The 23776-nt window shown below is 61.4% G+C and carries 18 protein-coding genes; 2 read left to right on the forward strand and 16 right to left on the reverse strand.

From position 1 onward, the window contains the following. Positions 1-133: 133 nt before the first annotated feature. Positions 134-904, forward strand: coding sequence for a hypothetical protein (locus tag LB545_RS01360; protein ID WP_224704285.1), 771 nt, complete (start codon positions 134-136; stop codon positions 902-904). On the opposite strand, the gene LB545_RS01365 is transcribed toward LB545_RS01360, so the two are convergent. The 6 genes from LB545_RS01365 to LB545_RS31095 all read right to left on the reverse strand — a co-directional run bounded on the left by LB545_RS01365 (position 901) and on the right by LB545_RS31095 (position 8331). Beyond that, positions 901-1899, reverse strand: a complete 999-nt coding sequence (locus LB545_RS01365; RefSeq protein WP_224704286.1) for a hypothetical protein — start codon at positions 1897-1899, stop codon at positions 901-903. The genes LB545_RS01360 and LB545_RS01365 overlap by 4 nt on opposite strands. A gap of 190 nt (positions 1900-2089) precedes the next feature. After that, positions 2090-3319: a DUF4238 domain-containing protein gene (locus LB545_RS01370; RefSeq protein WP_224704287.1), complete on the reverse strand. Its 1230-nt coding sequence runs from the start codon at positions 3317-3319 to the stop codon at positions 2090-2092. Between the two features lie 385 nt (positions 3320-3704). Next, positions 3705-4469 (reverse strand): metallophosphoesterase, encoded by a 765-nt coding sequence (locus tag LB545_RS01375; protein ID WP_224704288.1) that lies wholly within the window; start codon positions 4467-4469, stop codon positions 3705-3707. Positions 4470-4561: 92 nt separating this feature from the next. Beyond that, complete coding sequence (locus LB545_RS01380; protein WP_224704289.1) at positions 4562-6808, reverse strand: AAA family ATPase; 2247 nt, start codon at positions 6806-6808, stop codon at positions 4562-4564. Beyond that, complete coding sequence (locus LB545_RS01385) at positions 6805-7764, reverse strand: metallophosphoesterase (RefSeq protein WP_224704290.1); 960 nt, start codon at positions 7762-7764, stop codon at positions 6805-6807. Before LB545_RS01385 ends, LB545_RS01380 begins: the two co-directional genes overlap by 4 nt. A gap of 207 nt (positions 7765-7971) precedes the next feature. Further along, positions 7972-8331: a DUF6634 family protein gene (locus LB545_RS31095; protein WP_411971059.1), complete on the reverse strand. Its 360-nt coding sequence runs from the start codon at positions 8329-8331 to the stop codon at positions 7972-7974. Positions 8332-8584: 253 nt separating this feature from the next. On the opposite strand from LB545_RS31095, the gene LB545_RS01390 reads away from it, so the two are divergent. Further along, positions 8585-8869 carry a helix-turn-helix domain-containing protein gene (locus tag LB545_RS01390; protein ID WP_224704292.1) on the forward strand — a complete coding sequence of 95 codons (285 nt, stop codon included), beginning with the start codon at positions 8585-8587 and terminating at the stop codon, positions 8867-8869. 322 nt (positions 8870-9191) lie between these two features. Here LB545_RS01390 and LB545_RS01395 read toward each other — a convergent pair whose 3' ends face one another. The 10 genes from LB545_RS01395 to LB545_RS01440 form a co-directional block, all read right to left on the reverse strand. Then, complete coding sequence (locus LB545_RS01395; RefSeq protein WP_411971060.1) at positions 9192-11579, reverse strand: hypothetical protein; 2388 nt, start codon at positions 11577-11579, stop codon at positions 9192-9194. A gap of 337 nt (positions 11580-11916) precedes the next feature. Next, entirely contained in the window at positions 11917-12174 is a 258-nt protein-coding gene (locus tag LB545_RS01400; protein WP_224704294.1) for a DUF2312 domain-containing protein, read from the reverse strand. A gap of 166 nt (positions 12175-12340) precedes the next feature. Beyond that, complete coding sequence (gene pyc, locus LB545_RS01405) at positions 12341-15799, reverse strand: pyruvate carboxylase (protein ID WP_140566795.1); 3459 nt, start codon at positions 15797-15799, stop codon at positions 12341-12343. A gap of 273 nt (positions 15800-16072) precedes the next feature. Beyond that, positions 16073-17191, reverse strand: coding sequence for a branched-chain amino acid ABC transporter substrate-binding protein (locus LB545_RS01410; RefSeq protein ID WP_140493083.1), 1119 nt, complete (start codon positions 17189-17191; stop codon positions 16073-16075). 137 nt (positions 17192-17328) lie between these two features. Then, positions 17329-17676 carry a DUF6867 family protein gene (locus LB545_RS01415; protein ID WP_140493080.1) on the reverse strand — a complete coding sequence of 116 codons (348 nt, stop codon included), beginning with the start codon at positions 17674-17676 and terminating at the stop codon, positions 17329-17331. Positions 17677-17693: 17 nt separating this feature from the next. Next, positions 17694-18422 (reverse strand): ABC transporter ATP-binding protein, encoded by a 729-nt coding sequence (locus tag LB545_RS01420; protein WP_140493077.1) that lies wholly within the window; start codon positions 18420-18422, stop codon positions 17694-17696. Next, entirely contained in the window at positions 18422-19924 is a 1503-nt protein-coding gene (locus LB545_RS01425) for an ATP-binding cassette domain-containing protein (RefSeq protein WP_224704296.1), read from the reverse strand. The genes LB545_RS01420 and LB545_RS01425 overlap by 1 nt, the downstream gene beginning before the upstream one ends. Continuing rightward, positions 19924-21474, reverse strand: a complete 1551-nt coding sequence (gene livM / locus LB545_RS01430) for a high-affinity branched-chain amino acid ABC transporter permease LivM (RefSeq protein WP_404928016.1) — start codon at positions 21472-21474, stop codon at positions 19924-19926. The genes LB545_RS01425 and livM overlap by 1 nt, the downstream gene beginning before the upstream one ends. A gap of 52 nt (positions 21475-21526) precedes the next feature. After that, the gene (locus LB545_RS01435) at positions 21527-22429 is read right to left on the reverse strand and encodes a branched-chain amino acid ABC transporter permease (RefSeq protein ID WP_140493067.1); all 903 of its coding nucleotides are present in this window, start codon (positions 22427-22429) and stop codon (positions 21527-21529) included. A 335-nt stretch (positions 22430-22764) separates the two neighbouring features. After that, positions 22765-23766, reverse strand: a complete 1002-nt coding sequence (locus LB545_RS01440) for a 4-hydroxyproline epimerase (RefSeq protein WP_140554899.1) — start codon at positions 23764-23766, stop codon at positions 22765-22767. Positions 23767-23776: the final 10 nt, after the last annotated feature.

Here is a 23776-nt window from a genome sequence, read left to right on the forward strand (position 1 = left end):
TCGTGGCAGGGGGTCGGCCAAGGCTTTGCCGATCGGCTGGCCCGCAATCCACTGCGGCACGGGCTTCAGGAGCGTCACGTTGAATCATCCCGAAATCTCACTGCTAACCCATATCCAACTAGCGAGATTTCGAATGCTGATTGGCGATGTCCGCAGCATTAGCTTCGACCGGGCGTGGGGGAACATGGAAAACGAACACTGGAAGGATCGTCGACGTGACGACATCCCGCGCCAGCAATCAGCGTCGAAAGAGCGCTTGACCGAGGTGGTCGAGGAGATTGATGCAGCGCTGCCCGAGGACGACGTTGATCTGGGGATCGTGCGTGAGTTCGAGAGCGAGAACTGGTCGATTGGGAGCGAGTTAGCCGTGTTGGCTCCCCGTAAGATCTTGCGCGGCTTCCTGGTGCCGGTCCTGGAAGTACCCACCCGCGTTCCGGTCACCCTGAAGCTATTCGCTCTGATCAGGATCAGTGGGGGCCGGGATTTGCTGGTGCGCGAGAACCACGGTTTCGGCTATCACTACCACTACGTGCTCGCCGACAAGAGGCGCACGACCACCATGCTTTGCTGGGACACGCGGTGGCGATCGCCGGTTAAAGACGAGCCCAAGGGGCTGAACTACCGCCCCCTATTTCACCAGCTCCACAACGATAGCTCCAAGAACATCACGGCTTCGCCAGGCAGCTGGGGCGATAAGAAGCGCAAGTCTGTTCGCAAGGCCTGCGTCCCCGACCTTCGCCGCCAGAACGTCGCCGATTTCCTATGCGCAGCACGCGACGCCGAGGCTGTCTGGCCAAGAGGTGCCGCCGTCACGCCTGATTTGGCGCGTATTGACGATCGGCGCTGGCAGGAACTAATCGTGGAACACTTGCCGAACCCGAGTCATCGATACCGGAGGGACTAGCCTACAGTCTGAACCAGATGATTGAGATCCTCGGCCAGGGCCATGGCCTCCCGACCATAGGTGCCTGTTCCTGGCTCGCCCGCGGTCGGAACTGATGCAGCAATCATAGACTTCATCTCTGTGAACATTCGCATGTTCGCGGGGGTATGAACCATTACGGTGGTGTGAGCCACCAGCGCCACTACGGGCGCTGCCCTGTGCTTCACGGCGAAGATCGGCTCTAGAGCTACCGCCTCGTTTTCGTAGAATGGTTTCAAGATTTCTCCGATCTGGGCGTTGACGGCCCACTGCGCAACCTTTGAGCTGGGGAAAGCGCCCGTGGATCGGAGGAGAGGATGATCGAGAACATTCTTCATGTTCACGACCACCATCGCTTTATCGCAACTGGCTCGCTCGACCTGCTGGCAGGCCTTCTCAATATTTGCTCGAAGGTTCTTTGCAGCGGTTGCCGGTGTAGCAACGTTAGCGAGGGTCTTGATCGCAAATGCCCATCGAGTCCCGTCTGTCGCGGTGGCGATAACATCAGGGTTCTGCCCGCCAGATGATTTGAAGGGGTCGTCGAGTTCCACTTTCATGCCGGCCAGTATGCAAAGGCAGCCCCAGTAGAGCTCAATGACCTTGTCGGCTGAACCATGCTCGCGAGCAACATCGTCTTTCCGATCCCACCGCGCGTTGGCCGCATTCTGTCCGGTGTAGTAGACCGATGCGAGGAGCTCGAGGTGCGCTTGAACGGAAGGCCGCGCCTGCGGGATGTTGTCCCACACCATCACAACCTTGGCAGCCAAGTCGTGGATGCCTGCTCCAGCGACATACAGGTCAGCGATGCGCGAATCGTTCGGATCGCCGGGAGATGCCAGGTTCTCAAGAACCTCCCATAGGGAGATAACCCCGGCCTCAACGCCCTCTAGCGGCGCCGCGCTGAACCCCAGTTCGTGAAAGATCTCCAACAAGCGTTCGGCTTTGTACGCGGCATCTCTAACCGTTAAGTAAGTCATCTCATTCCTCTCATCTCTGGCCAGGGTTGTGCGCCTGATGGTCCGCTTTTGCCTCAAAGAGGACGACTGTTCATCCCGCTTCACTTCCCTCAAATAAGCATCCAATAACCGCAGAATCCGTGATCCTCATTTGGTTACTTTGGTCAAAGCCGAGATGTTTGGCGTTACTACGAAGAAGGGACGTCGGGGCTCACGACGCTTCACGAAGCCTTTGACGGTCAACCCGCCGACTGGCACGTTTAAGCCACGGGCCGATTTGCGGTTCGAGCGGGTGGTTACTCACATATCCCATAAAATTTGAAAGAGTGGCCTCTTTTCTCCTTACGCGTTCCGCGTACTGACGAACAATTTCTTCCCAGACGGGATCACGTTGGAAGGAGCCTGCCGAACCATCATCAAAATACTGTGGTTTGTTCCGAATCTTTACAGCTCGCAGGCGCACATCTTTCGGGAGAACGGGGGCTGAAACTATCACGAGTTCAGACTTCACACCGTCCGTTGGGGCAGCGAACTCATCCTTGTCGGTAACCAGAAATGAATCGTCGTCCCCAACCCTTTCGGCGCGGGTGAACCCCGCCAACGGACCTGTTGGTCGCTCAATAGCCATCATTGCTTCAAGATCATCCTGAGAAAATGTGGGCGGGAGGTAGACGTTCTTGTGTGCGTTGAGCCATTGCAGTTCGTTCAGTGCCGACGCCTCTTCTCGCCGTCGGATCGTGATGATGTTGTTCTTTGCGTCGCTAACGTAGACATTGCTATCATGCAGCAGTAACGCGAACTTCGGCGATAGCGGCAAGCAAATTTGCAATCCCGCCCGGGTCATGCCCGCCATCCTGTTGGGATCCTTCTTTCGACCGAACCAATTAGTCGAGACAACCGGATTGTCAGCGATGACGAACGGCGTAGCAGTCTCGTTGACGACGAGAAAGCGCTTCAGGTCGAGGAGAAGCGGGCTCATCGCCAAAGCAAATGCAACGTTCTGATTGGCGGCATCCTTGAGCCCAATCTTGAGGGAGCGCAGAGCTTTCTCATCGATCCGATTGTACATGAGCAGTTTCATCATACGATCGGCCATGCTGTTGTACTCTTCCTCGGCGCGCAGCGTTCGTGCCTTCTGGAGGGCGACCATGTGAATAAGATGCCAGCCGTCACGTTCATCAATTGAGCCTGTAGTCGACATTTTGCGGATGAGATTGGCAAAGTAGCCTTCCATATCACCCAATGCCTTTTCTGTGGCCAAGTTCTTTCCATAGAAATAGTCACGGTAGCACTGCTCCTTGAGGGAGGCACTTGGAATGACCTTCTGGCTGGCGATGTTCACCAGGCGGATCTGTCTAGGTTTCGGATTGGAGGTAAGGTCCAACGCGAAATAGCGCAGTGTTGACTTTGGCACGTAATGTTGGCGTTTGTTATCGGCCATGGTTCCCCAACATTGATACAAAGAGCGCCCCTCGCGCACGGCAGTTTCGATATCAGATAATTGTCCAATGCAGCCGTTAAAAGGGGAGGATAGGCCAATATCGAGGTCAAGCAGCCTGCACTTCTTCGGCTGGCAGCGGTGTTGAACAATCGCACGCTGTGCTTACGCTGCTGCCTGAAAGATCGCCCGCTTGCCGTGACGTCATAAACCGTCGGAGGAAGTGGCATTTCACTTTGGCGCGACAACGACTGCCAGCATCGTTCCCGACTATGTCCGCTTTGAGGGTGCGTCGAATCTGTTCTCGATGTCCGAGATTGCGAAGCTGCCGTTCCTTACGCGGCTCTACTTCTCCTTCGCCTCTTGGACCGCCCGAGGCTGCGTCGATTCAGCTGCCCATCCGAACAACGAATGCCGGATCAAACACGCTGTTCTCATCCTCATAACCCCTCGGGTTGCACACAATGCGAGTATTGCCGACCCGGTAGTCGCAACTGTCATGCGTGTGGCCGTGTATCCACAGTGCGGGCTGCCCCGCGTCCATGACCTGCGACAGGTCCGACGCGTAGGCCGCGTTGAGCAGGTCACCCTTGAACCTGGTGGGAATCGAGTTGGCATGTGGCAAATGATGAGTGACGACCACGGTCGGGACCGGATCGGATTTCAGGGCGGTTTCGATGAAGCGCCTTGATTCCTGGTGCCTGCGATAGGCAGTCTGCGGAAGGAAGCGCTGCCAGGGATTTCGTTGCGCCGCGATCTGCTTGTAGTCATTCATGCGCTCACGCGCGTGGAACATCGCAACCTCGGGGCTCCCTTCGATGCGATAGTCGGTCCACAGAGTGGCGCCGAGGAAGCGGACGCCATTGATGACGACCGACTGGTTTTCGAGGAAGTGAACGGCGGGGAACCGTGCCGCGGCGGCGCGGCCGTCTTCCAGTCCTTCACGGATCGAGCCTTTGTAGAACTCGTGGTTCCCGGCGATGTAGACGCACGGCATCGCATGAGCGACGTTTTCGGCTAGCCAGTAGACGCCGTTGGCCGGGGCGCGACAGAGATCGCCCGCGATCACGCAAACATCGGCGTCGGGAACAGCGAGCGGCTGCCGAAGGTCGGCGACTTCGAGGTGCAGGTCGGAGAACAGCCAGATTTTCATGTCGAATCCTTGGGTGGCGGTTGCCAGCGCCTGGGCCCTGCAGTGGCAATTGCCGACGGAGGGCGTAGTTTCAGGCTCTCGATCTGCCCTGCCTAGGCCGAGCGGTCTTCGGCTCCATGCTTGGCATTGCCGGAACGGGCTTCACGCTCCCCGTTCTCTCCATTCGCACTTTCGCTGGTGCTTCCATCGGCCAAACTGGCTTCGATCTGTTCCCGCACGGTCCGGAGCGAGGCGCCCAGCATGTCCTCGGGTTCCCTGGCGAGATCGCCGCTGGCGCCTGGTCGGTTCGCGTTGCCGACGAGTTCAGCGACTTCGGCGGCGGACAGGTAACCTGACCGTGCGAGCCTGTCGGCGACTTCGTCGAGCGTTGCCCGATTCCTCCCCAACAGCTCTTTCGCATCGGACATGGCACGGTCCAGTCGCGTGCGAACGCTGCCAAGGAGGCCCGGCATGGTAACCAGTGTGTCGTGAGCCCCTTCCGGCAGGAAGACAGGGCCAAGGTCGCCGAATCCCAGACGGAGTTCCATGTCCTTCGCAAGATCGGTCGCCCGCGACAGGTCGGAGCCCTGACTTCCGCCCGCGCCCGCCGACGGGTTGCCGAGCACCAGTTCCTCCGCGGCGCGGCCTGCCAACAGCACGGTCATCAGTTCATGGCAGCGTTCCGGGGATATGCAGCGATCGACGCCGACAAACTCGGTTACCCCGTCGCGGTCGCCGATGGTGACCCCGGCAACTTCCAATCCACCCAGCAAAGTCGCGGCCACGGCATGGCCCGCTTCGTGAACGGCTATGCGGCGGCGGTCTTCCTCGGGCGGCGGTTCGCGTTTGGAACGAACCTCGGCGAGAAGATCATCCAGTCGCAGCGGGCGGCGGGCGCGCCGGGCGGCGCCGCGTGATCTCCTAACGTAGGCTTCGACATCGGCGCCTGTGGCACCGCGGCTGGCGAGCGCCACGGGCATCAGGTCGGCATCGGGTAGTTGATGGCCAAGGTGATGTCGAAAGATCCTGGCGAGGGTCTCCGCGTCCGGCTTCTGGATGGCGATCTCGCGATCAAGTCGTCCAGCCCTTTTGACTGCTGGGTCGATTGCATGGGGATGGTTCGTTGCGCCGATGACGACCACGCCCGGCCGCTCGTCGATCCCTTGTAACAGTTCCAAGAAAAGGTTGACGATCTGGCTCCAATACTCGACGTAGTCGCCGCGCAACCGCGCCCGGTCGGAGATGCCGTCGAGCTCGTCTATGAACAGGATCGAGGGCGACAGTCTCCGCGCGCGTGTAAATACATCCTTGATCGCCTGCAGCGTGCCTGACAGATAGCTTGCGGAGTTCCAGTCGGCGACGCTGGTGGCGACCAAAGGCACGCGCGCCGATTTCGCGAGCGCGCGGGCATAGCTGGTCTTGCCGACGCCCGGCGGGCCGGACAACAGGAGGCCTCGGTTGTCCACCTCGTCCCAGCTGATGCGGCCCGCTTTGTAGTCGGCGAAGTCGACCACGAGTTCCAGGCCCCACTCCTTCGCCTCGCCATAGCCATCAAGCTCCTCCAGCGCTGGTCCGTCTGAATGGAACTCGCTCTTGTGCTCGATCAGCTCTTCGAGCCGGGAGAGGCATTCTTCAGGGCTGCGGTCCGGCCTCAGCGCCAGAACTAGGTCAGCAATGTCGAGCAAGCGGATCGCCGCCGCATCGAGCGAACGCGCCGCGCGTTTGCCCGTGACCGCCTCAATGACTAGCGTCAAGGCGCTCTGGTCCATTTCCGGGAGCGTGAGGTGGAACTCGGCCGAGCGCATGAGATCTCGAGGCAACTGTCGACGGGGGTCAGGTGCAATGCCGATGATCGTCGAGCGCGCATGCAAGGCATCGGCGACCACGTCGTTGCCGCTATCGGGCTTGTCGCCCTTTGAGGTGCCGTCGCGGACCATGATCAGCGCCTCGCCATGGACAGGCCTGAACTTGCGATCTCGGACGACGCTTTGTTCCGACGGCAGCGCACATGCCGCGATGACCTTGCTGACATACGCGACCCGGTCGGCGGCGTGGGTGGCAATCGAGACCACCGGCGCGCCGCGCCTCAAGATTCTCGTCAGTCCCGGCTCACGTTCGATCGAACGCGCCGTCAGAACCGCGATCGCGGCCAGGTCCGGACGGATGGAAACACGCTCCTCAACAGGTGTGTCCATGAGGTCGTCCAAAAGGACTTCGACCGGATCGGAAGGATCGCCCGAGCCGGCACGCAGCATCGGCTTGGAGTGCACGCCCTCCTCGCGAGCGAGGATATCGAGATAAGCCCTCGCCAGGAGATCGGTCTTGACGGCGTTCGCCCGCGCCAGCGGATGCGCCTTCACGGCAGGTCCTCCGTGTCGATCACGAGGTCCCATCGGAAACCGTTGGCGCGCTCCGAAGGCACCCTAAGGTAGCCCATTGGATTGCATATGATCCGCGTCCGGCCGACCTTGACATCACTGGGATGGTGCGTGTGGCCGCAGATCCAGAGAGCTGGCGCTGCATCGGAATTCAGGATGTCCTCGAACGCTCCGTTGCCGCAGGCGAAGAGATAATTTGTATCCCAGTCCCTATAGGCGGCGGGCGTGCAGTCCGGGTGCGGCAGATGATGGGTGACGACGACCGTCTTGCCGTCGAACGGTATCGCCAGGTGGCGCTCGATGAAGGCGTGGGTCACACGATGGCAGCCAATCATATCGCCAGGTGTCATCCGCCTGCCCGTGCCAAGCCTGATCCTGGAGAAGTCGGCGAGTTGCGAGGGCGCGGACTCCATCCGCCAGACAAAATGCTCGTCGTCCTTCAGGTCCATCATGAAGTCGGTCCATAGCGTGCCGCCGACAAAACGCACGCCGCCGAGCTCGAGCAGGTCGTCGTCCAGGATATGGAAGCCCTGCCGCCGTGACCTGGACGCCTCGGCCACTTTTTTTATGAGCAGGTGGTCGCCTGACTTTGTCCGCGGCGACGAGACTCCGCTGCTGTAGAACTCGTGATTGCCTGGCACGAATACGATGGGCAGCCCGTACCGCTCGACGAGGCTTTGGGCACGGCCTCCGAGTTGGTCGGCAAGGCAGAGGTCGCCTGCGCAGACGATCGCCCCCACTCCAGGGGGCGCAACGGGTGGCAAATCGATCGCCTGCATTTCGAGATGCAGATCGGACCAAATCCAGAGCTTCATGATGGTCCTCTTTTTTCTGCAGGTCGACGCCGGGTCTGCAGACGGTCGCTCGTCGCACTCTTGGAGCGTGTCCAGGCACAGGCCGACGATATGGTTCCAGTACTCGGCATGGTCCCCAGTCACGCGTACCCGGTCTGAAATGCCACCGCGCTGCCATGCCCGTGCTCTAGGATTCGGTCCGACAGAGTCCTTGATTGCCGCATCGAGGGATCGGCCGACGGCAGGGATTCCTGCTCGCGCCTGGTCTTTCGCCCTGTGGCGAAGCGACGGGGGTGGTCGTAGAGCGAAGTGAAGGAGGACGGCGAGCCTCCTCTGTGAGTGCCGGCCATATCATGAGTCCTTCGGCGCAGGGCAGGCTGGCTGCCCAAGTCGGAACCATCTGGATAGCGATCGAGCCAAACCAAGTTCCGTCGAGAAGAGCCAAAGATCCGAGGTCACGATCGGCCGTCGAGAGCCACGGAGTAACGGGTGTCCTGTCGCAAGGCCCTCGAGACAGGGCATCGGGCGGAAAACAAGTCTCCAGTCCTCCAGGAGGGGAGCGCTATCCATTGCGCGGCTGTTGTAAACCCGACGGTGGTCGAAAGGGGATGAGATAACCCATAGATCAGCGACCAATGCCTCTAGTCGGTCGATGTCTCGATTAACGGCGTCATAGTCGATGTCGCCTTTCGCACTTCCAAAGCGGTGCATGACGGCTCCTTATCTTGGAAAGTCCCACATCCACGTATCGAGACCTGACTTAGCCCCTGGACCACGACACCACCGGTTTTGACGACCAGCGTGATTCGAATCCTGGGAAGTCTCGATCCGATGCAACGACTGAGCTCATAGCATGCGCGCGACTGATTCGCGAGTCCTTACTGTTCATACGCGTTATCATGCGACTACATCGCAAATTGTTGACAACCTAGCGTTCGTGACACGTGTCTCATAGAAATGGAGGATGAGTTTTCCGATCCAGCAGCCGATACCCATTCCCGCCTTGCGGGCGGCGCGTGCTGCTCTCGGCCTTAAACAAAACGAGTTGGCCAAGCTCGCTGGTGTCAGTCCCCGCACCATCTTCAAAATCGAGAAGGAGGGCGACGCCAGAATGGAGTCGGTTTTCCGGGTACAACAGGCATTCGAGAAGCTCGGCGTAAATTTTTTGTGGAACAAGCGCACGCGAAGAATGTCGATTGAGTTGCCTGCTGCGCTAGTGGACCCGTCGTCTTCTGGAGAAGACACGTAAGCTTTGGGTTGATAATGCGCTTGGGGTCCCAATGGGTTCGAAAGGCGGTTTGTGCATAAACACAAAGACAGGGAAGTGGAGGTTCACTGGCGCGAGCGCCGGGACCTTCTATGGAAGAACTGTTTCTGAGGCTGCTCTCTAAGCCGGCTTGAGGTGTGTCAGGGAGAGCTGCAGGAACGGTCGCCGCATCACTACCGGCGACCTACCACCCTGTGAGCGGGCCGAGGGCCACGGACCAGGACTTGGAAATCCTCCAGCGCAGAATGACCTGTGTGGCTTCTGTCGCCAAGGCGCGAGTAACAATCGGGCAACTGATAAGGACCTAAGCTGCCTCCCAAACTTGGTTGAGAATCCGCGCCGCCAGCGCTGCCTTGTCCTGGGGCAGGAACCGACCATAGTGCTTGGCGACCATGTCCGGCGTGTCCTGGATCGCGTAGCTCGCCTGCTCGAAGGAGCCGGTCTTCTTCAGGATATGGGTGGCAAGCACGTCTCGGATGTTGTGGGGTCCGTGCGGCAGAAGGCCCTTGATAACCCCACGCCCGGTGTAGGGATTGTAGATGCCATAGCGCTGGATGATCAGCCGCCATGCCTCGAAGAACGTGTTCTGGTCGTAGGCAGCCGATTTGCTGGTGACCTTTACGGTCTTGACGAAGAAGGTTCCCGGATCGGGGGCACTCCTGAGGAGTCGGCCACGGTGTCGTTCGACATACGCGTCGATATATCGGTAGAGATTTCCGATGTTCGGCAGAATGAGCCGGAAAGGCTTGTCGCCGAAGTAGGAAGAGTTCGCGTTCTTGAAGGCGACGGAGGGTATGAACACCTCCCAGCCATGATCTCGTTCGCTCCAGCGCAGTTCCCCAACCTTCATGTCTGCCAGTTGTCGTTCGGATGTTGGCAATTTCCCCTTCGGGCAAACGAGCATCTGCCTGAGGTTCTTCTGCCTCAATCCGGTGTGGAGGCCGAACCGGATGAGGAGGAACGAGCGTACGGCCTCGGCGGCGGCCGAGGGATAACGTCGTTCGTCGGGCATCGCGCGAATGATCTCGTCAGCGATCTTCCGGTACTCGCCGACCGGGCTTTCCGACTCGAGGATGGGCATGATCGGTTCGAATGGGTCGCGATGCACCTTGGCCACTCGCTGGATTTCCTTCACGCGACCGGTGCAATGCTTATGGCAGATGTCGCAGGCCTCGTTCCAGTTCGCACGGGCCGCGACGATCTGGTCCTCGGAGACAAGGCCGGGAATCGGATCAAGGTGTTCACTGAGGCGTGGGTGCTGCCTGAGCCAGCCTGTCTCAACGCGCGTCAAGGCCAAGGCGATACGCAGCATGTCAACTTCCCACGCAGTATAGAACCCGCGACGCCGCTCGCGCCATCGCAGGTACCAGTCCCACACCGACGGGAACACGAGCATGGCGAAGGTGAGTGACGCGCCTGGTATTCCCAGACCTCTAATCGCGCTCTTCGGTGGAGCTGCCAGTGCGCCGAATAGGAGGCCGAAGTGCTCGACTTTCTGGGCGGCTGTCTCTTCTCCCCAGACCCCGACACGCTGGTATCCAAAGGCGGTCAGCGTCGCGGTCTTGAAGTCGAGAAGTTGGGCCATCTCCTTCCACAGCCGCTCCGGAGCATCGATGGCAGTGTTGGTTACGCCGATGAGGTCGTCTTCATCGACATCAACGGCTTCATGCGATCGGAACGCGGTTCCCTGGAAAATCGATCCGTCTAAGATTCCGGGGAAGCGAACGGCATATCGGTTTCGGAGCGCCAACGCCTGGAAGCGGCGATAGTCCGTTCCGCCGGATACGATGACACGCTGGACCCATTCCAGGATTTCCTCGCGTTCCTTGGGAGTGCGGCGGTCGAAATCGTCGGGCAGATGCCAGGCAAGGCGGCGGCGTTGCGAAGGCGTTATGTCAGTCGGCCGATGTCCGGTGACCGCGCGTGCCGGGTGAGCTAGCATTGCCTTGAAGTAGCCTTCCGGCAGACGATACCTTTTTTCTATTCGGCCAAGAATCTCGAAACTCGCGACAGAGCGCGGCGCCTTCGTGCCTTTGAGCCAGCTGACGAATGTCTTGTGGTCGAAGCTTTCGTCAGCCCTCACGATCGCCCGCCGAAGCTGCCAGCAGCTGTCGCCGTGACGTCCCATATGGAGCTTCAGCGCATCCGTGAAAGCTTCCGGTTCCTCCCAAATGGTCCAGAGCGGCTCTGGAAACTCGACGATCGGCTTCGGCTTCATGCCTCGTTTGCGACGCGGCGCAGCACTGGCAGGATCGACAGCAGAAACAGTTGGCTTGGACGCGTGCCTATGAACCCCAGATGCCGTCGACCGCTTGGATTTTCTTTTGCTGGAAACGAGACGATACCGTCGCGGATCCGGTTTCGCTTTCCGACTACGCTCGATACCGCGTTTCCGGCCTTGCTCACGCCTCGCCGCCTCGGGCCCAACGAAGCGGGCTATGGCATCGATACCAGGTCCAAGGACGCCGCTGACACGATCGAGCGCCTCGACGGCAATGCTGCACTTCTGCGCGATTTCTGTCCAATCCGGTCGACTGCCGCACCTCGGAGGCAGCAGGCGGCTGGCGATCAAAGAATGGAGATACGCGCGAAGTCGTTCGAGTTCTCGTGGAGGAAGTGCCTCAGCAACTCGCTGGCGGAGAAACTGATCGATCATGCGGGGAAACGATGCCCGCCCGGTATTTCTGGTCATTGTCGTCTCGTCTGAAAACAACGACCCTGTGCCGCTGCCGGCCAGCATCCCTAGCCGGCAATAGCCTCGGCGTCACCGGCCAACATAGCCCATTGGGGGAACCTGTGGAAAAGTTGCCTTGGCAAGCCACGTATGTCTCTAGCGCCAGGGACGCGCACATGCTCTCAAAGCCCGGCCTACGGCCGGGTCCGGGCGACCTGCATTAACCGTAGCAACTTCCTGACACGCGGCCTGCCACCACAGGCGCGTGCGGGGGCGGCTACGGCACTATTGAGGAGTGCGCCGCCCCCGCCCGCTTGCGCCGCCGCCCGGCCACGCAACACCCGCGAAATTGGACTCACATGCCGAGGGCGGCCTTGTAGAGGTCCAGGATGGACTCCTCCTCCTGGCGCTCGGCCTGGTCCTTCTTGCGCAGCCGGATGATCGCGCGCATCGCCTTGGTGTCGAAGCCGGTGCCCTTGGCCTCGGCGAACACTTCCTTGATGTCGTCGGAAATGGTCTTCTTCTCCTCCTCGAGCCGCTCGATACGCTCGATGAAGGCACGCAACTGGCCGGCGGCAACAGTCTGGCTGGTCTCTGTGATATCGTCGGCCATGTTTTTCTCCAAAAAATCGGTGCTTCGCCGCGACTCGGGGGAACCGTGCCGCCGCAAATTTCTGCGGTTCGATGCCCGACCAGGGACCGCGGGTCAAGCGGTTATCGAACAGGCCGTCAGGGCTGCCGACAGAAGCCGACAGTCTGTGCCTCTCTCTTGCGAGATCTCAATTGAAGGCGATCAGCAGGTCCTTGGCATCGATCTGGTCGCCGGCCTTGACCAGCACCTCGGCGACCGTGCCGTCACGCTCGGCATGCAGCGCCGTTTCCATCTTCATCGCTTCGATGGAGAGCAGCACGTCGCCGGCCTTGACGGCCTGGCCGGCGGCCACCGCGAGCGCCGAGACGACGCCCGGCATCGGCGCGCCGACATGCGCCTCGTTGCCGGGTTCGGCCTTGCGCCTTGCCTTGGCGGCGGACGCGCCATGTGCCCGGTCGGGCACCTTGACGCGGCGCGGCTGGCCGTTGAGTTCGAAGAACACGGTGACCATGCCCTTGTCGTCCACGTCGCCGATCGCCTGGCAGCGTACGACCAGCGTCTTGCCTTTCTCGATGTCGACGAACACCTCGTCTTCCGGCTTCATGCCGTAGAAATAGGTCGGCGTCGGCAGCACGCTGACGGGACCGTAGGTTTCCTGCGCGGCCGCGAAGTCCGAGAAGACCTTCGGATACATCAGCCAGGAAGCGAACTCGTATTCGCTGAGCTTGCGCTCGAGCTTCCGTTCGATCTCCTTGCGGCTGGCCTTGAGGTCTGCCGGCTTGAGCAGCGAGCCCGGCCGCGCCGTGATCGGCCTGTCGCCCTTCAGCACTTTCTTCTGCAGCGCCTGCGGCCAGCCGCCAGGCGACTGGCCGAGATCGCCGCGCAGCATTGAGACGACCGAGTCCGGGAAGGCGATGTCCCTCGCCGGGTTCTCGACGTCGGCGACGGTGAGATCCTGGCTGACCATCATCAGCGCCATGTCGCCGACCACCTTGGACGACGGGGTCACCTTGACGATGTCGCCGAACATCAGATTGACGTCGTGATAGGTCTGCGCCACCTCGTGCCAGCGCGTCTCCAGCCCAAGCGAACGCGCCTGTTCCTTGAGGTTCGTGAACTGTCCGCCCGGCATCTCGTGCAGGTAAACTTCGGACGCCGGCCCCTTGAGGTCGCTTTCGAAGGCGGCATACTGGTTGCGCACCGCTTCCCAATAGAAGGAGATCCTCCGGATCCATTGCGGGTCGAGCCCGGGATCGCGCTCGGTGCCCTTCAGCGCCTCGACGATAGAGCCGAGGCAGGGCTGCGAGGTGTTGCCGGAGAACGCATCCATCGCCGCGTCGATGGCGTCGACGCCGCTCTCTACCGCCGCCAGAACCGTTGCCGCTGAGAGCCCCGATGTATCGTGTGTGTGGAAATGGATGGGCAGGTCTGTCGCTTCGCGCAGCGCCTTGAACAGCACGCGCGCGGCGCTCGGCTTCAACAGCCCGGCCATGTCCTTGACCGCTATGATATGGGCGCCGGCCGCCTCGAGCTCTTTCGCCAGCCCGACATAATATTTCAGGTCGTACTTCGCCCGCGTGGGATCGAGAATATCGCCGGTGTAGCAGATCGCGGCCTCGATCAGCTTCCCCTCGGCGCCGACCGCGTCCATGGCGACGCGCATGTTCTCGACCCAGTTCAGGCAGTCGAACACCCGGAACAGGTCGATGCCGCCTGATGCCGCCTGTTTGACGAAATGCTGCACGACATTGTCGGGATAGTTGGTGTAGCCGACGCCGTTGGCGCCCCGCAGAAGCATCTGCAGCAGGAGGTTGGGCGCCGCCTCGCGTACCAGCGAGAGCCGCTCCCAGGGATCCTCGGTGAGAAAGCGCATGGCGACGTCGAAGGTGGCGCCGCCCCAGCATTCAAGCGAAAGCAACTGCGGCAGGGCACGCGCATAGGTGCCCGCTATGCCTGCGATGTCGTGCGTGCGCACACGCGTCGCCAGCAGGGATTGATGGCCGTCGCGCATCGTCGTGTCGGTGACCAGCACCTCTTTTTGCGTGCGCATCCAGGCGGCGAATTTTTCCGGACCGAGCACGTCAAGCTTCTGCTTGCTGCCGCCGGGCACATTGCCGTTGAGGTAGGGCACCACGGGTGCGGCGGCATCGGCTTTCGGCTGCGGCCGGCCGCGCGTCTCGGGATGGCCGTTGACGCTGACGTCGGCAAGATAGTTGAGCAGCTTCGTGGCGCGGTCCTGGCGCTTGACCTGCTCGAACAGCTCCGGCGTCGTGTCGATGAACTTGGTCGTGTAGGAATTGTCGGCGAAGTTCGGGTGATTGATGATCGCTTCGAGGAAAGTCAGGTTTGTGGCCACGCCGCGGATGCGGAATTCGCGCAGCGCCCGGTTCATGCGTGCGATGGTCTCGGCCGGCGTCGGCGCCCATGCGGTCACCTTTTCCAGCAACGGGTCATAGAAGCGGGTAATGACCGCGCCCGAATAGGCGGTGCCGCCATCGAGGCGGATGCCGAAGCCGGTGGCGCCACGATAGGCGGTGATGCGGCCATAGTCCGGGATGAAATTGTGCTCGGGATCCTCGGTGGTGATGCGGCACTGCAGCGCGTGGCCGTTCAGCCTGATGTCCTTTTGTGCTGGAACGCCCGATTCCGGCGTGCCGATGGCGAAGCCGTCGAGAATGTGGATCTGCGCCTTGACGATGTCGATGCCCGTCACCTGTTCGGTGACGGTGTGCTCGACCTGGATGCGCGGATTGACCTCGATGAAATAGAACTTGCCGGTGTCGGCGTCCTGCAGGAACTCGACCGTGCCGGCGCCGATATAGCTGGTTTCGCGCGCGATCTTCAGCGCATGGCCGCACAGCTCCTGGCGCAGCTCCTCGCTGAGATAGGGCGCGGGCGCCCGCTCGACGACCTTCTGGTTGCGGCGCTGGATCGAGCAGTCGCGCTCGAACAGATGCACCGCATTGCCACTGGTATCGCCCAGGATCTGCACTTCGACATGGCGGGCGCGCTCGATCAGCTTTTCGAGATAGACCTCGTCCTTGCCGAAGGCGGCTTTCGCCTCGCGCTTGCCCTCGGTGACCTCGCGGGCGAGATCGGCCTCGGCACGGATGGCGCGCATGCCGCGGCCGCCGCCGCCCCACGAAGCCTTCAGCATCAGGGGATAGCCGATCTCCGTGGCAAGTTTCTTGACCGCCTCCATGTCGTCCGGCAACGGATCGGTGGCAGGAATGACAGGCACGCCGACCTCGATGGCCAGATTGCGCGCCGCGACCTTGTTGCCAAGCCGGCGCATCGTCTCCGGCTTGGGCCCGATGAAGGTGATCCCGGCTTCGGCACAGGCCTCGGCGAATTCGGGGCTTTCCGAAAGCAGTCCATAGCCGGGGTGGATCGCATCGGCGCCCGACAGCCTGGCGACGCGGATCACCTCCTCGATCGAGAGATAGCTTTCGATCGGCCCCATATCCTTGTTGAGGTGCGGCCCGCGCCCGACCTGGTAACTCTCGTCGGCCTTGAAGCGATGCAGCGAATATTTGTCCTCCTCGGCCCAGATCGCCACCGTTTTGAGGCCGAGTTCATTGGCCGCGCGAAACACGCGGATGGCGATTTCGGACCGGTTGGCGACGAGGATCTTCGTGATGGCCAAGGACTGGGCTCCAGCAGCGGAAGGGAAGAGCAAGCGGCGCCATGATTAGCGTGAAAATGCTGCAGTGCAAACAAAATTTGACGCGCGTTTAAACCGATTTAAAATGGATTCTCCGCCTTGAGCGTGGCCCCAAACGGCTGAACATCAGCGGAAAGCCTCCGCTGACCTCAAAACGAGAATTCTCGCCCGCCAATAAACGCGCGATCGCTGCTTCCGTAAAGAAAATGCCCGGCGCGAGGCGCCGGGCATTCCGTGAAGTCAATGCGGACAGGCTTACATCTTCTGGACGTAGGTGTACTTGCCGTCGTCGCCCTTCTTCCACTCGTACATGACGTAGCCGGGCAGCGTCGGGTCACCCTTGGCGTCGTAGGAGAGGTCGCCGAGCACGGTCTTGAACGGACCCTTCTCATGCAGCGCCTTGGCAACTTCCTGCGGGTCGTTGGACTTGGCAGAGGTGGCTGCCTCGGCGATCGCCTGCATGGCTGCGTAGGCGTAGAGCGTATAGGCCTCCGGCTCGAAGCCCTGCGCGCGGAACTTCTCGACCAGTTCCTTGTTGGCCGGGATCAGGCGAGGGTCCGGGCCGAACGTGTTGAGTGTGCCCGCGACCGCGTCGCCAGCGATCGAAGCCAGTTCGTTCGACACGATGCCGTCGCCGGAAACCAGCGTCGCCTTGAGGCCCTGGTCGGCCGCCTGGCGGATGATCAGGCCGGCTTCAGTGTGCAGGCCGCCCCAGTAGATGATGGAGACGCCGGCTTCCTTCATCTTGGCGATCAGCGCCGAGAAGTCCTTGTCGCCGACATTGACGCCTTCATACATGACTTCCTTCACGCCCTTGGCGTTCATAGCCTTCTTGGTCTCGTCGGCAAGGCCCTGGCCGTAGGTGGTCTTGTCGTGCACGACGGCGATCTTGGCGTCCTTGAAATTAGCCGCCAGATAACCGCCGGCGATGCCGCCCTGCTGGTCATCGCGTCCGCAGGTGCGGAACACGTTCCACAGGCCGCGCTCGGTGAACTGGGGGTTGGTCGCGGCAGGCGTGATCTCGACGATGCCGTTTTCCGCGTAGACTTCCGACGCCGGAATGGAGACGCCCGAGTTGAAGTGGCCGACCACGAACTTGACGCCGTCGCCGACGAACTTGTTGGCGACCGAGATGCCTTGCTTCGGATCGGAGACGTCGTCGCCGACTTCGAGCTTGATCTGCTCGCCGTTGATGCCGCCCGCCGCATTGATGTCGGCGACCGCCTGCTCCGCGCCCTTCTGCAACTGTGCGCCGAAGGCGGCATTCGGACCCGTGATCGGGCCAGCAACGCCGACCATTAGATCAGCCCACGCATTGCCGCTGAACGCGATCAGCGCGGTCAGGGCGACGGCGGACAAAAGTGATTTTTTCATTTAAACGCTCCCATTAACGGAGTGGGCGTGGATGAAGCTTTCATGCGATGCCCACCCTTATCGCAGAAAGCATAGTTTGCCGATTTTCAGGCACTTGTCACGCCGATTCATCCCCGAAACGGCGTTAATGATGAACGTCAACCTTTCGGTTTCCAGCTCAAGATTGAAGCTCTTTCGTATAGCCAATTATACTGCGTCACCATCTGGTTGGTTCGTGTGTATTGATAGCCGACGAAGCCGAGGATCATCAGTACGATGGTGTCGACGACATAGTAATGCAGCGAGAACATCGTGCCGTTGAACAGCGCGTGATGGATGAAGCGGATGCCGATGCCGAGACCCAGCAGATAGGCGAACAGCTGGACGAAGCTGCGCCAGGTCTGGGCACTGGCCTTGCCGGTCATCCATGCCGCCCAGCCGCCGAGCAGGCAGGTGACGAAGAAGAACTGCCAGATGGACGGTTCCTCGTAGAGAATGCCTTGCATGGTAAGGACTCCTGAACTCAGTGATGGCCGCCTTCGAGATAGGCGGCGCGCACTTCCGGGTTGGCGAGCAGTTCCTTGCCGGTGCCGCTCATGGTCACATTGCCGTTGACCATGACATAGCCGCGCGTCGCCAGCTTCAGCGCGCCGAAGGCGTTCTGCTCGACCAAGAACACGGTCAGCCCCTGCGTGCGGTTCAGCTCGCGAATGGCATCGAAGATCTGTTTGACGATCAGCGGCGCAAGACCGAGCGACGGCTCGTCGAGCAGAAGCAGCTTCGGCCGCGCCATCAGCGCGCGCCCGATCGACAGCATCTGCTGCTCGCCGCCCGACAGCGTGCCGCCGCGCTGGGCGATGCGCTCCTTCAGGCGCGGGAACAGTGCGAACACCTTCTCGACGTCCTCGTCATAGTGCTTGAGGTTGTCGAGGCTGGCGCCCATCTGCAGATTTTCCATCACCGTCATGCGCGGGAAGATGCGCCGGCCTTCCGGCGACTGGGCAATGCGCAAGCGCGCAATCTCGTGCGTTGGCAATTGGGTGATGTCGGCGCCGGCGAAGGTGATGGTGCCCGCGCGGGCGCGCGGCGCTCCAAAAATGGTCATCATCAGCGTCGATTTGCCGGCGCCGTTGGCGCCGATCAGCGCCACGATCTCGCCCTCGTTGACGGTGACGTCGACGCCGTTCAGCGCACGGATGTTGCCGTAATAGGTCTGCACGCCCTTGATATCGAGCAGCGTCTTCCCGGCCATCACTTGCCCCCTCCGCGCTTGGCCCGAACGGGCTTGCCCGCTCCTGTCGCGGGCTTTGCTGCCTGCTTACCGGAAGCATGGCTCGTCGCCACCTTGCCGGCGTCGACGCGGCGCGAGAATTCCGTGTCCTTGCCCTGGCTAAGCAGCCTGGCCTGCTCGACCCATTCTTCGCGGGCGATGCGTCCGTCAAAGGCGAGATACGCTTCGACGGCCTCGACATCGGCCTTCTTCCAAGCGCCGATCTGGTCGAAGTGGAAGATGCCGTGTTCGTTGAGCTTCTTCTCGTTGACCGCGCCGATCCCCTTGATGCGGGTGAGATTGTCGGCTTTGCCGCCGCGGGGCGCCGTGAGGCGGTTCGAGATGCCCGCGGCCTTCGCGGCCGGCGTCTTGGCCCCTGTCTTGACACTCGCCTTGGTGGCCGGCTTCGCCACCGGCTTGGTCCGCGAAGCAGGTGCTGGCGCGACAGTCTTGCCCGCAGCGCTCGCCGCCCGCGCATCGACCTGCGCCGCCTTCGAGGCGCCCTTCGACACCGTGATGCGCTCGCCTTCGCTGTGGCCGACCGTGTCGCTCACCGGGCCGGCGAGATAGGACGACGATGTTCCCGGACCATGCGCGGCATCGGGACCGGTATCGAGTTGCTCGATGACGTCCTCGTCGCCGACTTCGGTCAGCACGGTCTCGACCTCCTCGTCGTCGACGCCGAGATAGGCGGCGATGACGCGCGGATCGGTGCGCACCGACTGCGGATTGCCGTCGGAGATCTTGCGGCCGTATTCCAGAACCACGACGTGATCGGAGATCTGCATGACCACCGACATGTCGTGCTCGATCAGCAGGATCGAGGTGCCGGTGTTGTTCTTGATGTCCATCAGCAGGTCGTTGAGCGCGGCCGATTCCTTTGGATTGAGACCGGCGGCGGGCTCGTCGAGGCACAGAAGCTCGGGGCCGGTGCACATGGCGCGCGCGATCTCGAGGCGCCGCTGCGCGCCATAGGGCAGGTCGCCGGCCGGATCGTCGGCGCGGTCGACCAGATCGGCTTTCTCAAGCCAGTGCTTGGCAAGTTCGACGGATTCGGCCGAGGCCTTGCGGTAACCGCTGAAGCCGAACAGGCCGAGCACCGTATAGCCCGAAGCCTTCATCAGCTTGTTGTGCTGGGCAACGAGCAGGTTCTCGAGCACCGTCATGCCCGAGAACAGGCGGATGTTCTGGAAGGTGCGCGCCACCTTGGCGCGCGCCGGGATCTCATGGTTGGGCAGCCGTTCGAGCAGGTAGATCGAGCCGTCCTGCCGGGTGAGAGTGATCATGCCTTCCGACGGCTTGTAGAAGCCGGTGATGCAGTTGAACACGGTGGTCTTGCCGGCGCCGTTGGGCCCGATCAGCGCGGTGATCTCGCCGCGCCTGGCGGTGAAGGACAGGTCGCCGATCGCGACCAGGCCGCCGAACTTCATCGACAGGTGTTCGACGTTCAGGATGGCGTCGTTCATGGAGGGGTTCGCGTTCATCAGCCGTGACCCTCCTTGGTGAAGGAACTTGAGACAGCCCTTCGCACCTTGAGGAAGGCGGTCGGCTCACGGCTGCCGACAAAGCCGCGCGGCTTCCACAGCATGACGATCACCATGGCCATGCCGAACAGCAGCATACGGTAGAGTTCCGGCGTGAAGTCGGGTCCGAAGACCTGCTTGAGGAAGTCGAGTTCGCGCAGCACCTCGGTGCCGCCGATCATGACCAGAGCCGCGACGGCAATGCCGACCAGTGATCCCATACCGCCAAGCACGACGATGGCCAGGATGATGGCCGATTCCAGGAAGACGAAGGATTCGGGGCTGACGAAGCCTTGCCGGGCGGCGAAGAACGAGCCGGCAAAACCGCCGAACATGGCACCGGTGGCAAAGGCGGTCAGCTTGGTGGTCGTGGTGTTGATGCCGAGCGAGCGGCAGGCGATCTCGTCCTCGCGTAAGGCTTCCCAGGCGCGGCCAACCGGCATGCGCCTCAGCCTGACCGTGACGAAGGCGGTGAGCAGCGCCAGCCCCAGGATGAGGTAATAGAGGAAGATCTTGTAATAGGCGCTTGATGTGGCGATGTTCAGCACCTTGCCGATATAGTTCGGATCCGAGACGTTGAAGCTCATCAGGCCGAAGAAGGTGACCTTCGGGATGCCGGAAATGCCGGCCGAGCCATTGGTCACCTCGCGCCAGTTGATGATCACCAGCCGGATGATCTCGCCGAAGGCAAGCGTCACGATGGCCAGGTAGTCGCCGCGCAGGCGCAGCACCGGAAAGCCGAGCAGCACGCCCCAGAAGGCGGCCATGGCGCCTGCGGCCGGCAGGAGGATCCAGAAGGAGAGGCCGTAATGCGTGCCGAGCAGCGCATAGGCATAGGCGCCGACGGCATAGAAGGCGACATAGCCGAGGTCGAGCAGGCCGGCCAGACCGACGACGATGTTCAGCCCCCAGGCCAGCATGACATAGATCAGGATCTGGATGCCGAAATTATCGACCCATTTCAGCGATCCTTGCAGCCCGCCGACGAGCGACCACGACATCAGCGACAGCATGCCCACGACAATGATCGGATAGAGCACCAGTGCGGCGATGCCGAGTTTTGTGAAGTTGGCATGGATGAAGCCGCGGAAATAGTAGATCACGCAGGCCAGCGCGTAGATGACCGCAAGGGCGCGCAGGAATTGCAGATAGCCGGCCGGCTCCGCCCCTACCCAGCCGGCGAGAGACCTGCTGAAGACGAACAGCAGCGCCGCGACGATGACGGCCACGATGAAGGCTGGAAAGAGGAAGAAGCGCGACGCCACGCTGGCCGGCAGCAAGCCGGTGGCGACGTCGGCGATCTTCTGGTTGGCCAAAAAGGGCTGGCCGTAGGCGACATAGAGGAAGCGGCCGACGGCCGTGGCGATGACCACTGCGGCGAGCAGGCCCCAGCGCTGCACCAGGATCAGCTCGTTTGAGATGTTCTGGTCGGTCTTGAGCCCGATAAACAGCACGAACAGGCCGAGCGCGATGGCACCGGCATAGAAGGCCTCGCGCAAGGCGCGCTGCATGGGCGTGGCTGCGACGGTGTCGCGCTCGGGAGATACGGTGACGGCCATGATCTCAGACCTTTTCGACTTCTGGCCGGCCGAGAATGCCGGAAGGCAGGAAGATCAGCACGATAGCCAGGATCGAGAAGGCGGCGACATCCTTGTAGTCGATCGAGAAATAGGCCGACCACATGCTCTCGATGAAGCCGATCAAAAGGCCGCCCAGCACCGCGCCCGGCAACGAACCGATGCCGCCCAGCACCGCTGCGGTGAATGCCTTCACGCCGGGCACGAAACCGTCCGAGAAGGCGATGACGCCGTAATACATCAGGAACAGCGTGCCGGCGACGGCGGCAAGTGCCGCGCCCATGATGAAGGTGATCGAGATGGTGCGGTCGACATCGATGCCGAGCAGCGCCGCCATCTTGCGGTCCTGCTCGCAGGCGCGCTGCGCCCGGCCAAGCGAGGTCTTGTTGACCAGGTACCAGAACAACACCAAGAGCAACGCGGTGACGACGACGATGATGATCTGCTTCAGCGACACGCTGATGCCTTCGATGTTGTAGACCTTCGACACCATCGGCGGGATCGGCTTGTTGCGCGGGCCTTGCGTCACCTGCACGAAATTCGACAGCGCGATCGACATGCCGATGGCGGTGATCAGCGGCGCCAGCCGGAACGAGCCGCGCAGCGGCCGGTAGGCCACCTTCTCGATCGTCCAGTTGTAGAGGCTGGTCAGCAGCATCGCCACGATCATCATCACCAACAGCGCGATGACCACGGGAACCGAATAGAACAGGGCGCCCAGGATGAGGAAAACGATCAGCGCCGTGAAAGCGCCCACCATGAAGATATCGCCATGAGCAAAGTTGATCATGCCGATGATGCCGTAGACCATCGTGTAGCCGATCGCGATCAGCCCATAGATCGATCCCAGCGTCAGCCCATTGATAAGCTGCTGGACAAAATACTGCATGTGTACATGGCTCCCCTGGAATGTCGCCCATGCAGACGCATTCCTTTTCGTATTTCCCCTAGTCGTAAGGTTTCGAGACGGGATTGCAACGTCATTTTTTGATCGTCATGCGTGTTTCCGACTGCACGCCGTTCGATTGCCCGTTTTTTCGCACCCGCCCCCTGGACTATCGCGGACCCTATCATTGGCATAACGCAATGTCTTTGACGATTAAGCGTCATCATGCGCTCCATTTCGAAGAAATCGCCGTCAAAATAAGTTGATGAGACGATTCGTTGCGCTCGTGACAGCAATCCTTTTTGTCCTTCCCGACCTTCCGCAGCGTGATGAATCGCCTATTTGACGACGAAGCCGTGCGCGAACGGATCGCGGTCATCGATGAAGATCGTGTTGAGCCCGGTCATGCGCGCCCAGCCGCCGATCGAGGGAATGATCGCCGGCTTGCCTGCGACCGTGACGTCTTTTTCAACCTTGCCCTTGAACAGCGAGCCGATGATCGATTCATGGACGAACGCATCGCCGGCCTTGAGCTTGCCCTTGGCATGGAGCTGCGCCATGCGTGCCGAGGTGCCCGTGCCGCACGGTGAGCGGTCGATCGCCTTGTCGCCGTAGAAGACCGCGTTGCGCGCGTCCGCACCCGACACCGTCGGCTCGCCGGTCCACAGCATGTGCGACAGCCGGTTGATGCCCGGATTCTCCGGATGCACGAAAGAGTATTTCTCGTTGAGCCGCTGCCGCACCACCGGGCTCCAGGCGATGAGGTCGCCCGCCGAATGGTCTGCCATGTCGCGATAGTTTTTCTGCGGCTCGACGATGGCGTAGAAATTGCCGCCATAGGCGACGTCGACGACGATCTCGCCGAGCCCGGGGCATTCGACCGTCAGGCCCTCGGCATGGAGGAAGGAGGGCACGTTGGTGATGCGCACCTCTTCGACATATTCGCCGACCTGTTTGTATTCGGCGATGACCAGGCCGGCCGGTGTGTCGAGCCTGAGCACGCCGGGCGTCGTCGGCTTGATCAGCCCGTGCTCGATGGCCATCGTCACCGTGCCGATGGTGCCGTGGCCGCACATTGGCAGGCAGCCCGAGGTCTCGATGAACAGGATGGCGATGTCGCAATCCTCACGCGTCGGCGGGTAGAGGATCGAGCCGGACATGACATCGTGGCCGCGCGGCTCGAACATCAGGCCGGTGCGGATCCAGTCATATTCGGCCAGGAAATGTGCGCGCCGCTCCATCATCGTCGAACCCTGGAGCAGCGGGCCGCCGCCGGCGACCAGCCGCACCGGGTTGCCGCAGGTGTGGCCGTCGATGCAGAAGAAGGATTTCCTGGCCATGACGCTCCTC

The organism is Mesorhizobium sp. BR1-1-6 (genome assembly GCF_020165355.1).
Taxonomy (GTDB): Bacteria; Pseudomonadota; Alphaproteobacteria; order Rhizobiales; family Rhizobiaceae; genus Mesorhizobium.